Below are 12,021 nucleotides of genomic sequence, written 5' to 3' on the forward strand. Positions count from 1 at the left end.
GAGGTGCGTCGGGGGGAAGACGGTGGTCACCGGGGCGTCATCGGCGCGCCGCGGGGACGTGCACTCAACGGCCCCAGCCGAGCGAGGTCTTGATGCGCTCGATCGCCTCGGGGAACCGTTCCTCGCGGGGTCCCGGCAGGTACGCCTTCAGGACCTGGCCGAGGTACAGCCCGAAGGTCTCGGCCCGGATCTCCGCCGGATCCTCCCGGTCCGCGCGGGCGGCTGCCTGCCGGACCACGCTGCCCAGTCCGGCCTCCGAGTGCAGCAGCTCGGCGAGATCGCCCCGGTGCCCCGTGAGCCGGGCCGCCACGGCCATGCCCGGGCCGTGACTGTCACACGTGCCTTCCTCCAAGTGCCATAACTCGTGGCAGGCGATGACGAGTTGGTGCTCGGGACGGGTGCGCTCCTCGATGACGAGCAGATCGCGCTCTTCCATCTCCAGCCACAGCCCGCTGGCCGTGTCGGGCGGGAATCCGGCGAACCGGAACTCCACCGGCCGGCCGCCGCGCCGGCGGCCGTACGCGGCGCACAGACTCCCGATGATCTCGGCGGCATCGGCCGGCTGCGCCAGGCGCGCATCCGCCAGCAGATCTCCGCCGAGTTTCCGCATGGTCCGTGTGGTCCTCATGGCGCTCCCCCCTCGGCAGCCTTACGGTCGTCGGGCACCGCCGCGTGGAGCGGGCGTTCGCTCTCCGAGCCCGGGCGCCCCAGCCGGCCCTCGCGGGCCAGCAGGTCGTCGAGGTGGTCGGCCAGCGACTTCCAGCCCGCCGGAGAGAGCCGTCCGGCCCGCGTGACGATGCTTCGTACATCGTGCGCCCGCAGCACGGCGAGCATCGGGTTTTCGGCGTTCCGTCCGGCGGTTTCCAGCTCGTGCTCGATCCCGGTGAGTGCGGTGGCGAGCGCCTCGGTGTCGTCGGCCAGCAGGAAGCCGCCGTCGACCCCGTAGAAGCGCTGGATCCCGGCGGCCGCAGCGAGGTTGGGCAGGCCCTCACCGCGCGCGAGACGGGTCAGCGACTGCCCCGATGCGTCGAAGGAGTGGGCGATGGCCGCGAGGGAGTGGGCCTGGCCGTCCGCGCGCAGCCGGGTGCGGCGCAGGTGCTCGAACCGCTGGTGCACCTGCTCCTTCAGCGGGAGCCGGGGTGGTGCGCCGTCGAGGGTGAGCCGGATGTCGTGCGGGGGCATGCCCGTCAGGTACGAGAGGTGCTCGAGGTCGTCCGCGGCGTCGGCGCCGGTGGTGGCGAGGGCGTGTTCCACCGCGCACTGGCTGTCGGCGAGGAGGAAGCCGGAGTAGACCCCGAAGAACCGCTGCACGCCCGCCGCGTGGCCCAGCCTGGGCATCCCGGTGCCCGCGTTGAGGGGGCCGAGGGAGGCGCCGGGCGCCTGGAAGTCCTCCGCGATGGCGGCGAGGGACCACTCCCGGCCGTGCTTGTCGCGGCGGGTGGCCCGCAGCCGCAGGAAGCGCCGGTGGACCCGCCGGCACAGCGGCGCTTCGGGCGCGGTCCCGGCAACGACCTCGGGGACGAGCGCGGGTTCGACCCCGCAGAGGCGGCTCAGCCGCTCCGGGGACAGCACCTCGGCCGGGTCCCGGCCGCTCCGCTCCGCCAGCGCCGCGACGCGGGCCCACGCCGAGTCCAGGTCGGGTCGGGCGGAGGCTGACACCGTGAGGTTCTCCGTATGTCGAGAGGACGTTCGAGAGCTTCAGCTCCGTGCAGCGTAGCCCGCGGGCCCCCGGCGAAACAGGAGATCCCCCACCTTTCTTGCGATGTGAGTCAAAGAAGGTTGGCACGACCGCCGCCGGGCCGGGCATGACCTCGGAGGTAATCGACCCCGGCGCGGAACGGTGGGCACAGTGGAGCCATCGGGTTCCGAGTCCGCGCACTCGGCCTCGGAACCCGTTCCCACCAGCGCATTCGAGCGCGTGGCCGCCCGGGCGTGCCCCGCCCCGACCTTCGACGGAGGCTGATCCGCCATGTCCGCAACCCTGCTCGGCAGCGTCGCCCGCACCACCGTCCCGCAGACCGCGCTGCGCCGCTTCCTGGCCCTCGACTCCGTGGTCACCACCGGGAACGGCCTTGCGTACGCCGCCTTCTCCGCCCCGCTCGGCCGGTTCCTCGGCGTCGGCCAGGCCACCCTGCTCGAACTCGGCCTGTTCCTGACCCTCTACGGGGCCGGCGTCGGCCTGCTGGCCTCGCGCCGCCGGCCGCCGGTCCTTGCGGTGAAGGGCGTCATCGATACCAACTGGGCCTGGGCGGCCCTCAGTCTGGTCTCGCTCCTCCTCTGGGACGCGCCCACCACCGCCGGCCTGGTGTGGATCCCGGTGCAGGCCCTCACCGTCGCGGCCTTCGCCCTCTTCCAGCAGCTGGCGCTGCGTTCGGCCTCAAGGCCCCAGTGAGCGCAGGTACTTCACCGTCGCGGCGTCGGCCGGCAGGAGGGTCTCGATGGCCAGCTCGGCGACGGTCACGTCCATCGGCGTGTTGAACGTCGCGATCGAGGAAACGAAGGAGAGCAGGTGCCCGTCGTGCTCGATCACCAGCGGCAGCGCGATGTACGGGACGGCCTCCTCGGGTGCGGCGTCCCCCGGCCGGTCGGCGACCGGATAGGCGGACACCTCCTCGTACAGCGCGCGCAGCGGAGCGGAGCGGGCCAGTGCGATCTGCCGCTCCATCTGGGCCAGCAGATGCCCGCGCCACTGCGCGAAGTTGCGGATCTTCGGCGCCAGGCCCTCCGGGTGCAGGGTGATCCGCATGGCGTTCAGCGGCGGGACCAGCAGGTGCTCCGGCAGACCGTCGAGCAGCATCGCGATGCCCCGGTTGGCGGCGACGACCTGGTACGCGGCGTCAACGACCAGCGCCGGATACGGCTCGTAGCCGGTCAGCAGCCGCTCCAGGCCCTCGCGCAGCGCCTCCATGGCGGGGTCGTCCAGCGGGGTCTGCGCGTAGCGCGGGGCGTAACCGGCCGCGAGGAGCAGGGCGTTGCGCTCACGCACCGGTACGTCGAGACGGTCCGCGAGCCGCAGGAGCATCTCCTCGCTCGGCCGGGACCGGCCGGTCTCGATGAAGCTGATGTGGCGGGAGGAGGAGTCGGCGCGGCCCGCCAGCTCCAGCTGGCTGATGCCGCGCCGCTCCCGCCAGGTACGCAGCAGGGCTCCGACGGACGGGGTGGTGGTCATGCCCACGACGGTAGCCCAGAGGGGGGTCAGCCCAGGTCGAAGACGTTGCGCAGGCCGAGCCGGTAGCGCCACAGGTCGTGCCGCTTGAAGGACTCCACCTCCGGAGCCCGGTACATCGGCAGGACCGCACACCGCTCCGCCTTCGAACCGTCCCGGTCCAGAAGGGCGTTGACGGCGGCGCGGGCCGAGGCGTTGGCGCCCTCCATCGTCGCCAGGTCGATGTCGACGGCCACGTAGTCCCCGCTGAGGAAGAAGTTGGGGACCCGGGTGTCCGCGCTCGGCCGGTTGTGGAAGGTGCCGGTGGGGTGGATCAGCAGCTGGTCCTGGTTGGTCGGATTCGGGGTGCCGAGCCCGTCCACCCCCGGGTCCAGGAACCAGGAGTGCAGGGTGCGGTCCGTCAGCAGTGTCTTCCCGGTGTCGTTGAGGGAGGCCTTCAGCTGCGCCCACACCTCGCGGGCGACCTCCTCGCGGGTGCACTGCTTGGCCGTCTTCCCGTACAGGATCCCCGGCTTGTCCCAGTCCGAGATGTCCACCGACAGGCAGTCCACCGCCACCCCGTCGCCGTAGTCGGCCGGGAAGTCGCGGGCCGGCCAGTGCTCGGCCTGCTGGATCGCCGTCAACGACCAGGGCGAGTCGATGCAGTTGAGGTGCCCGTGGACGAGGGGTGCGCGCTCGGTGAGGTAGAACTGGATGCCGGTCATCCAGTCGGTCTCCAGCCGGTCGCAGCGGCCCAGCATCGGGTCCGCGGCCCGCAGCCCCGCACTCCAGGTGCGCCGGGCGTGCTCGACCGGCAGCGCGCTGACGTAGTGGTCGGCGGTGACGGTCTGCCGGGCCCCCGCCGGGTCCAGGGCCGCGACCCCGCTCACCCGGCCGTTCCCGTACTGCACCTCCTGCACCGTCCAGCCGATCCTGAACTCCACTCCGAGGGAGCGCAGATGGGCCTCCCACGGACCGATCCACGCCTCGTTGGTCGGCAGGTTGAGGATCCGGTCCGGCGGCCCGTCCGCCCCGCGCCCCAGCGCGTTGAAGACGAAGGCCTCGCCCAGGGCGCCGACGGTACGGGTGGAGGCCTCCTCGGCCTTGGTCGCGACGATGTTGCGGGTGATGCCCACGGCGAGGATGCGCTGGTACTCGTTCGACATCTGCGCGGCCCGCACGAACTCCCACCAGGGGGTGTGCTCCCAGACCTCGTTGCGGCGCTCGTCGCAGCTGGTGAGGAAGACCAGCACGCGGTCGACGAAGTACGCGGTCTCGTGCGGCGGCAGCCGTACCAGCGACTGCAGGATGCCGGTCAGGGCGCGGCGGATCTCGTCGGGCGTCAGCTCGGCGGGGGAGTTGCCGGACCAGGGGATGGGCGCGCGCAGGTCCTCCCGGCCGCCGGCCCGGGCGAACATCATCTCGGGCGGGGCGACGAGGTTGTCCCACACGCCGTGGGCGTTGCCGGGGAAGGGGATGCGCCGCATGGTGTCGGGCAGGTTGTGGTAGATGCCCGGGATGAAGCGGAAGCCGTGCTCGGCCGGCAGCGGCCGGCGCCCGCCGCGGGCGCTGCCCGGGACGTCCATGCTGCGGGCCTTGCCGCCGAGCGCGCGGCGCTCGTACACGGTGACGGTGTACCCGCGCTCGGCGAGTTCGTGGGCCGCGGTGAGCCCGGCGACCCCGCCGCCGAGGACGGCGACGCGGCGGCCGGTGGTTTTCGGTGTCGAGGTCGGGGAGTGGGACTGGGCCTGGGCGGGGGCGGCCAGGGCCCCGGAGGCCCCCAGCGCCCCGGCGGTGGCCGCCGCCCCCGCGCCCGCGATGAACGTGCGCCTCGAACTGCCCGTGCGCGTCATGAGGAAGCCCCTTCGGAGTCGTCGGCAGCGTGTGCATTACCGGCGGTAACAGTCACGTCCGGCGCAGGAGCATAGGGGCGACACCGTGGACCCGGAAGGCGCGGAAGTACCCGCACGCACTATGGCGCGAAACCTTCCCCCGGGCGTGCGCTGTGGGAACCTTGGCCCCACGTCAGAAGTCCGGGCCCGAACGGTGAAGGAGCATGCCGATGGCAGACGAGCCGCTTTCGCAGAAGGAGATCGAGGACCGGTTGCGGGAACTCCCCGGCTGGGCCTTCGAGGACGACCGGATCATCCGCACCTACCGGCTGGGCACCCACTTCGCGGCGAGCGCCCTCGTCACGCACATCGCCGCGGTCCAGGAGGAGTTGAACCACCACTCCGACCTCACCCTCGGCTACAACACGGTCCGGGTGTCGGTCAACACGCACAGCGCCGGCGACGCCGTCACCGGCGCCGACTTCGCGCTCGCCGAGCGGGTCGAGGCCCTCGCCCCCGCCCACGGCGCGAGCTGATACCGACGGCGAAGCCGGGGTACGGGCGACGGGCGGGCGCGGGACCGGGCGATCGGCGCCCGCCCCGCGCCCGGCGCGAACACGCCCGCGCGGCACGCTACGACGCGGCCGCCCGCCGCCCGCCGCCCCGCCCCGGCTAACCCGGGCCGGGGAGGACCGGCTCCAGGCGCCACCACTGCGACGGCGAATCGGTGTCCTCGGACTGACGGGCCCGGCCCTCCTCGTCCCCCTCCAGCGGCAGCCCGCTGATACAGGCGATCAGGGACACCACACCGGGATCGTCGAGATGCTCCTCGACGATCCACTCCTGCGCGCCGAACGTGTTCGGCCGCCACACCTGGACCCGGGTGCCGCTCTCCGTCGACGCGTTCGCGACATCGAGCCGCTTGTCGTTGTGCACGCTGACGACGTGGACGATCCCGCCGCCGCTGTGCACCGGCGAGATCCGCCACTGCCGGGCGGCCGGGGGCCCGGCCGGATCCTCGGGCCCCACCCGCACCCGCGTGCCGCCCTCCAGCTGGAGCAGCAGCCCACTGGCCGCGTTGCGCACCAGGTACACCCCGTCGGGGACGCTCACACCGCACCCCTCAGTAGTCGAAGACGGCCGGGTCCGGCCCGATCCGCCGGGCCGCGGGACCCGTACCCAGCGCGTCCAGCGCGGCGAGGTCGGCGGCGTCCAGCTCGAAGCCGAAGACGTCCAGATTCTCCCGGATCCGCGCCGGGGTCACGGACTTCGGGATCACGATGTTCCCGAGCTGCAGGTGCCAGCGCAGCACCACCTGGGCGGCGGAGCGCCCGTGCCTGGCTGCGACCTCGGCGACGGCCGGGAGCGTCAGCAGCCCCTTGCCCTGGCCGAGCGGGGACCAGGCCTCGGTCGCGATGCCGAGCCGGCGGTGCAGGGCGCGCAGCTCGGCCTGCGGGAAGAGCGGGTGCAGCTCGATCTGGTTCACGGCCGGGACCAGGGAGCTCTCGGCGCCGAGCCGCTCCAGGTCCGCCGGGCGGAAGTTCGCCACTCCGACGGCGCGGGCGCGACCGCTCGCCGCGATCTCCTCGAAGGCCTTCCAGATGGCGACGAAGTCTTCGCGCATCGGGCGCGGCCAGTGGATCAGGTACAGGTCGATGTGGTCGAGGCCCAGCTTGGCCAGGGAGTCGTCGAACGCGCGCAGCACCGCGTCCCGGTCCCACGCCTGCGACGGCCCGTTCCACAGCTTGGTGGTGACGAACAGCTCCTCGCGCGGCACTCCGGCCCCGGCCAGGCCCCGGCCGGTGCCCTGCTCGTTGCCGTAGACGGCCGCCGTGTCGATGCTGCGGTAGCCCGCCTGCAGCGCCGTCCCGACCACCCGCTCGGCCTCGGCGTCCGGAACCTGCCAGACGCCGAAGCCGAGCTGGGGCATGAGCGTGCCGTTGTTGAGCTTGATGCTGGGGACCTGGTTCACGTCTGGCTGTTCCCTCGGATCGTCGGTCGGTATGGGGGGCGACAACCGGCCGCTCCTGCGACGTATTCCCGCCAGGACCCGCAGGGATCGGACACACCGTCAGGACGTACCCAGATAGGCCTCCCGGACGAGCGGATCGGCACGGACCTCGGCGGGAGTGCCCTCGGCGAGGACCGTGCCGAGGTCCAGGACGACCACCCGGGTGCACAGGTCCATCACGAAGGCCACGTTGTGCTCCACCAGCAGCACCGCACACCCCTCCTCCTCGGCCAGCCGCCGCACGACCGCCGCGAGCTGCTCGCGCTCGGGCGCCGCCAGCCCGGACGCGGGCTCGTCCAGCAGCAGCACCCGCGGCGGATCGGCCACCGCGCGGGCCAGCTCGACCATCCGGGCCTGACCGACCGGCAGCCCGCCCGCGTACGCCGCCCCCAGCGCGCCGATCCCGCAGGAGGCGAGCACCCGCTCGCCCTGCTCCCGCCGCCCCCGCTCCCGGCGGCGCCGGGCCGGGGAGCCGAGCAGGTCGGCGGCGATCCCGCCCCCGCCACCCCGCCACTCCTGCGCCACGAGCACGTTGTCGGCCACGCTGAGCTGCCCGAACAGCTGCTGGCGCTGAAAGGTCCGGCGCATCCCGTGCCGGGCCCGCCAGACCGGGGAGCGCCGGGTGATGTCCGCCCCGTCGAGCAGCATCCGCCCCCGGTCGGGCCGCCGGATCCCGGACAACACGTCGAACAGCGTGGTCTTCCCGGCCCCGTTCGGCCCGATCAGCCCGCACACCTCGCCGGCGCGGACCCCGAGGTCCACCCCGGTGAGCGCCTTCACCCCGCCGAACCGGACGCTGATCCCGGCGCCCTCCAGTACGTAAGGCATCGTCATCGCGCCATCCCCAGATAGGCCGCGGTGAGCCGGTCGGCCTCCACCTCGGCGCGCGGACCGCACCAGGAGACCCGGCCCTGGGAGAGGTACGCGACGGTGTCGGCGACACCGAGGATCCCGGCGGCCTTCTCCTCGACCAGCAGCAGCGCGGTGCCGGCGTCCCGCAACTCGGTGAGCAGCGCGTACACCTCCTCCACGACGCGGGGAGCGAGCCCCAGCGAGGGCTCGTCGGCGACCAGCACCTCGGGCGGGCGCTGCAGCAGCGGAGCAAGGGCCAGCATCTGCTGCTCCCCGCCGGACAGCGCCCCTGCGGGGACGCCCCGCCGCTCCCCGAGCCGGGGGAACCGGTCGTAGACGGCGGTCCGCGCGTCCGCCTCGCGGAGGTACAGTGCGAGGTTCTCCTCGATGGTCAGCGCCGGGAAGATGCCCCGCCCTTCGGGGGCGAGCAGCACCCCGCTCCGGGCGCGCCGCACGGCCCGCTCGCGGGTCACGTCCCGCCCGTGTACGCGGACACTCCCGCCCACGGCATCGACCGACCCGGCGGCGACCCGGCAGGCGGTGCTCTTCCCGGCCCCGTTCGGCCCGAGCACGGCGAGGATCTCCCCCTTCCGGACGGCGAGATCGACCCCGTGCAGTACGAGCCCCCCGTCGTACCCGGCGGTGACCCCGCGCAGCTCCAGGGCGGGCGCTGCCGGGTCGTGCCCTGCGGGGTCTTCCGCCACCCCGCCCTTTCGCCGTTCCCTGGGGCTCCGCCCCAGATCCCGCGCCTCAAACGCCGGCGAGGCTGATTCAGCCCGCCCATCCAGCCCGGCCGGCGTTTGAGGCCCGGGGGTCCGGGGGCTGGTCCCCGGAAGCGGGGTCCGGGGCGGAGCCACGGTTCCGGGAGGGGGCGGGGTGGGGGAGAGCCCCGCAGGGCCCCGGTCCGGCCCGGCAACCCCGGCAGCCCGCGCGGGTTCGGCGGCCCCGGCAGCCCCCGGGGGCCCGGCCGACCCGGCCCTGGCCGCCCGCAGGGCCAACCGCCCCGGAACGGCTGCGCAGTACCCGTCCGGATCGTTGGCCAAGGCCAACCCCGCCAGGCCGAACAGGATCACCGGCAGGTGCGCGGACTCCGTCACGTAGTCGGACAGCAGCCGCGGGGCCACCGCGAAGACCACCCCCGCCACCACCGCGTAAAGCGGCCGCCGGACCCCCGCGGCCACCACCACCGCCAGCCACACCAGCCCCGTCATGGCAGTGAAGTCCGTCGCCGTGATCCGGGTGTTGTACGACGCCACCAGCACGCCCCCGAACCCGGCCAGCCCCGCCGACAGCGTGAACAGCAGCAGCTTCGTGCGCAGTACGGACACCCCCGAGGCCATCGCCGCCGCCGGAGCCGACCGCACGGCCAGCATCGCCCGCCCCGACGGCGAGTTCCGCAGCGCGCTCAGCCCGGCCGCGCACACCGCGACGACCACGACCAGCGCCACCCCCAGCGCCCGGTCGTCCCCCAGGTCCACCGGGCCGAACACGGGCCGCGGGACCGGCCACCCGGAGTCCCCGTTGCGCAGCCACCGCAGCTGGAACAGCACCTGGTCCGCGAGGAACGCCAGCGCCAGCGTCGCCAGCGCCAAGGTCCGTCCCCCCAGCCGCAGCGCCGGCAGTGCGACCAGAGCCCCGAGCAGCGCCGCCACGCACGTCCCCACCGCCAGCGCCGCCACGAACGGCCAGCCCCGGCTCATCAGCAGCCCCGCCACCAGCGCGGCCCCCGTCACGAACGTGCCCTGCGCCAGCGACACCATCGCCCCGAGCCCGGTCACCACGGTGAAGGACATGAACACCAGCCCGAGGGCCAGCCCCTGCGCGAGCAGCCCGCTCCAGAACGGCGTGGTCACCGTGTAGAAGGCCACGCACAGCGCCCCGCCGAGCGCCGCCCACACCCCCCACCGCCGTCCCCACGAGGCCCCCGCCAGATGGTCCACGGGCGCCGCGTCCACGGCCGCGGTCCCCGCCGTCCGGGCCCGCCGGGTCAGTACGAGCAGCCCGCCGAACAGGATCAGGAACGGCACCGCCGTCCGGAACCCGGTGATCCCCTCGGCGAACGACGCGTACCCGGCCACCAGGTTCTGCAGCACCCCCAGACCCAGCCCGCCCGCGAACGCGAGCGGTACGGATGCGAAGCGCCCGAGCACCGCCGCCGTCGCCGAAACGAACAGGAACAGGGTGAAGTCGTGCGCCGACAGCCCCAGCAGCGGCGTCGCCAGCACCCCCGCCAGCCCCGCCAGCCCGGAGGCGATCATCCAGGCCACCGACGAAAGCCGGTCGGCACTGATCCCGCGCAGCTCGGTCAGCGAGCGGTTGTCGACGGCCGCCCGCAGCTGCAGTCCCAGCCGTGTGTGCCGCATCAGCACCCACAGGGCCACCGCCACCACCGCCGTCACCACCCAGGTGATCAGCTGGTCGGAGTCGACGCCGACGCCCTCCGTGAGCTGCCAGGACTTCGCCGGGCTCGGCCCCACGCCCGGCAGCCCGAACTGGTTCTCCGCGGGTTTCACGGGCGCGCCCGCATCCCCCAGCAGCTCGACGGCCCACAGTCCGGCCGCGGGCAGTGCGACCAGCAGCCCGATCGTGGCCACGATCTGCGCGGTCTCGCCGACCCGCGCGAGCCGCCGGAACATCAGCCGGTCCAGCCCCCACCCGAGCCCGGGGGCCAGTATGCACACCACCAGCAGGGCCGCAGGGACCGCCGGCCACCCCAGCCCGGAGTGCACCTCGTAGAAGATCAGCGCGCACAGGTAGGCGGTGGCCCCGTGCGCGAAGTTGAACAGCCCGGACGCCGAGTACGACAGCACCAGCCCGGTGGCGAGCAGTGCGTACAGGGCTCCGGAGACCAGACCGCTCAGGACGAAGACGAGCAGATCTCCCATGGGACCGCGCCTACTTGAAGGGGATCGGCGCGTGGCACTTGAACGGTACGGACACCTCGTACGCCCCGTTCTTCAGCTGGACCAGTGCACCGCAGCCGAAGCTGTCCTTCTGCCCCTTGGGCTCGGCCCGGTCGCCGACGAGGGTTCCGGTGTCGGAGAAGCTCTGCGCGGCGTTCTGGAAGTGCGTGACGGTGAGGTCCTTGCCCGCCTTCTGCGCAATGGACACGAACAGGTCCGCCGACATGTACCCGGTCAACATGTGCATGTTCAGGGGCACTTCCTGGCCCCCCGAGGCGGCCTTGACGTCCGCCTTGAACCGGGCCATGGCCGGGCTCGTCGACTCGAAGGGCTCGAACTGGAGCAGGACGTGCACCCCGTCGAGGGCCTGCTTCGTGGCGTCCTTGGCGAGGAGCCCCGGGTCGTAGTCGGTGGGGTCGGAGAGCAGCCCCTTGTACCCGCTGCGCTTGAGCGCCGTGAACAGGCCGATGTTGTTCGGGGTCTGCATGACCGAGACGACGGCGTCGGGTGCCTTGCCGTCGTTGCTCTCCAGGATCTCCTTCACGTACGCCGACCAGTCGCTCGGCACCGCCGTCGCGGGTACCGATGCCTTGGCGTACGCGACCTTGAACCCGGCGCTCGCGAAGCCCTGCTGGAAGGTGCGGATGCCGAACTTCCCGGCGTCGCTGTCGTTGGCGATGACCGCGACCGACTTGCCCTTGGCCCCGCCGAGGATCTGGGCGATGCCCTCGGGCCAGGTCTGGTTCAGGGTGCCGCCGGGGGAGGGGGCCAGGCAGCCGTTGAACCCGTAGATGTACTTGGGCCCGCAGAAGGAGGGCAGGGTGCCCCAGCCGAAGGTGGGGACCTTCTCCTGCTCCAGGAAGTCGGCACCGGAGAAGGTGACCGAGCTCATCGGGGAGATCGCGAAGACCTTGTCCTGCTGGACGAGTTTGCGGGCGGCGGCCATGTTCTTGGCGGGGTCCTGGCCGTCGTCCTGCGCGCCCAGGTACTCGATCGTGCGCCCGTTGATCCCGCCCTCGGCGTTGGCCCTCATGTACCGGGCCTTGGCCCCGAGGTCGGTGTCCTTCTTGCTGTAGCCGCTGGCACTGGTCATGGAGACGATGCCGCCGACCTTGATCGATCGGTCGGTCACCCCGCGGAAGTCGGCGGCCGCGCCGGCATCGGACGTGCGGGGGGAGCTGCTGCTGGAGGCGGAGTTGCAGGCGGAGACGAGCGCGAGCGCCGCCGCCGCGGCGGCCAGGGTGCGGATCGGTCGCAACATGTGTGGGATCCCCTCCG

At 73.2% G+C, this 12,021-nt stretch carries 11 protein-coding genes; 2 read left to right on the top strand and 9 right to left on the bottom strand.

Features of this window, described 5'->3' with window-relative positions; translation table 11 throughout:
- Nucleotides 1-64: 64 nt before the first annotated feature.
- Nucleotides 65-628, bottom strand: coding sequence for a toxin-antitoxin system, toxin component (locus AB0M76_RS05055; protein ID WP_365951578.1), 564 nt, complete (start codon nucleotides 626-628; stop codon nucleotides 65-67).
- The gene (locus AB0M76_RS05060; RefSeq protein ID WP_365951579.1) at nucleotides 625-1,659 is read right to left on the bottom strand and encodes a hypothetical protein; all 1,035 of its coding nucleotides are present in this window, start codon (nucleotides 1,657-1,659) and stop codon (nucleotides 625-627) included. Before AB0M76_RS05060 ends, AB0M76_RS05055 begins: the two co-directional genes overlap by 4 nt.
- A 310-nt stretch (nucleotides 1,660-1,969) precedes the next feature.
- On the opposite strand from AB0M76_RS05060, the gene AB0M76_RS05065 reads away from it, so the two are divergent.
- A complete protein-coding gene (locus AB0M76_RS05065) occupies nucleotides 1,970-2,392 on the top strand; it encodes a hypothetical protein (protein ID WP_365951580.1) in 423 nt (140 codons plus the stop codon).
- On the opposite strand, the gene AB0M76_RS05070 is transcribed toward AB0M76_RS05065, so the two are convergent.
- Nucleotides 2,378-3,169 carry a helix-turn-helix transcriptional regulator gene (locus AB0M76_RS05070; protein ID WP_365951581.1) on the bottom strand — a complete coding sequence of 264 codons (792 nt, stop codon included), beginning with the start codon at nucleotides 3,167-3,169 and terminating at the stop codon, nucleotides 2,378-2,380. The genes AB0M76_RS05065 and AB0M76_RS05070 overlap by 15 nt on opposite strands.
- 26 nt (nucleotides 3,170-3,195) lie before the next feature.
- On the bottom strand, nucleotides 3,196-4,998 hold the full coding sequence (locus AB0M76_RS05075; protein WP_365951582.1) for an FAD-dependent oxidoreductase: 1,803 nt from the start codon (nucleotides 4,996-4,998) through the stop codon (nucleotides 3,196-3,198).
- Nucleotides 4,999-5,207: 209 nt separating this feature from the next.
- Here AB0M76_RS05075 and AB0M76_RS05080 point away from each other — a divergent pair, with 209 nt between their 5' ends.
- Nucleotides 5,208-5,513 carry a 4a-hydroxytetrahydrobiopterin dehydratase gene (locus AB0M76_RS05080; RefSeq protein ID WP_365951583.1) on the top strand — a complete coding sequence of 102 codons (306 nt, stop codon included), beginning with the start codon at nucleotides 5,208-5,210 and terminating at the stop codon, nucleotides 5,511-5,513.
- Nucleotides 5,514-5,649: 136 nt separating this feature from the next.
- Here AB0M76_RS05080 and AB0M76_RS05085 read toward each other — a convergent pair whose 3' ends face one another.
- From AB0M76_RS05085 to AB0M76_RS05105, 5 genes are all read right to left on the bottom strand, one after another.
- Complete coding sequence (locus AB0M76_RS05085) at nucleotides 5,650-6,090, bottom strand: RICIN domain-containing protein (RefSeq protein WP_365951584.1); 441 nt, start codon at nucleotides 6,088-6,090, stop codon at nucleotides 5,650-5,652.
- A 10-nt stretch (nucleotides 6,091-6,100) separates the two neighbouring features.
- Nucleotides 6,101-6,949 carry an aldo/keto reductase gene (locus tag AB0M76_RS05090; RefSeq protein ID WP_365951585.1) on the bottom strand — a complete coding sequence of 283 codons (849 nt, stop codon included), beginning with the start codon at nucleotides 6,947-6,949 and terminating at the stop codon, nucleotides 6,101-6,103.
- Nucleotides 6,950-7,048: 99 nt separating this feature from the next.
- Nucleotides 7,049-7,822, bottom strand: a complete 774-nt coding sequence (locus tag AB0M76_RS05095) for an ABC transporter ATP-binding protein (protein WP_266997936.1) — start codon at nucleotides 7,820-7,822, stop codon at nucleotides 7,049-7,051.
- On the bottom strand, nucleotides 7,819-10,725 hold the full coding sequence (locus AB0M76_RS05100; protein ID WP_365951586.1) for an ATP-binding cassette domain-containing protein: 2,907 nt from the start codon (nucleotides 10,723-10,725) through the stop codon (nucleotides 7,819-7,821). The genes AB0M76_RS05095 and AB0M76_RS05100 overlap by 4 nt, the downstream gene beginning before the upstream one ends.
- 10 nt (nucleotides 10,726-10,735) lie before the next feature.
- Nucleotides 10,736-12,004: an ABC transporter substrate-binding protein gene (locus AB0M76_RS05105; protein ID WP_365951587.1), complete on the bottom strand. Its 1,269-nt coding sequence runs from the start codon at nucleotides 12,002-12,004 to the stop codon at nucleotides 10,736-10,738.
- Nucleotides 12,005-12,021: the final 17 nt, after the last annotated feature.

Source organism: Streptomyces sp. NPDC051364 (genome assembly GCF_040682115.1).
Lineage (GTDB): Bacteria > Actinomycetota > Actinomycetes > Streptomycetales > Streptomycetaceae > Streptomyces.

Excerpts from the sequence above, each read along its gene's own strand:
- AB0M76_RS05100 (WP_365951586.1), bottom strand. The coding sequence starts at position 10,725 with ATGGGAGATCTGCTCGTCTTCGTCCTGAGCGGTCTGGTCTCCGGAGCC.
- AB0M76_RS05105 (WP_365951587.1), bottom strand. The coding sequence starts at position 12,004 with ATGTTGCGACCGATCCGCACCCTGGCCGCCGCGGCGGCGGCGCTCGCG.
- AB0M76_RS05065 (WP_365951580.1), top strand. The coding sequence starts at position 1,970 with ATGTCCGCAACCCTGCTCGGCAGCGTCGCCCGCACCACCGTCCCGCAG.
- AB0M76_RS05070 (WP_365951581.1), bottom strand. The coding sequence starts at position 3,169 with ATGACCACCACCCCGTCCGTCGGAGCCCTGCTGCGTACCTGGCGGGAG.
- AB0M76_RS05075 (WP_365951582.1), bottom strand. The coding sequence starts at position 4,998 with ATGACGCGCACGGGCAGTTCGAGGCGCACGTTCATCGCGGGCGCGGGG.
- AB0M76_RS05095 (WP_266997936.1), bottom strand. The coding sequence starts at position 7,822 with ATGACGATGCCTTACGTACTGGAGGGCGCCGGGATCAGCGTCCGGTTC.
- AB0M76_RS05055 (WP_365951578.1), bottom strand. The coding sequence starts at position 628 with ATGAGGACCACACGGACCATGCGGAAACTCGGCGGAGATCTGCTGGCG.
- AB0M76_RS05080 (WP_365951583.1), top strand. The coding sequence starts at position 5,208 with ATGGCAGACGAGCCGCTTTCGCAGAAGGAGATCGAGGACCGGTTGCGG.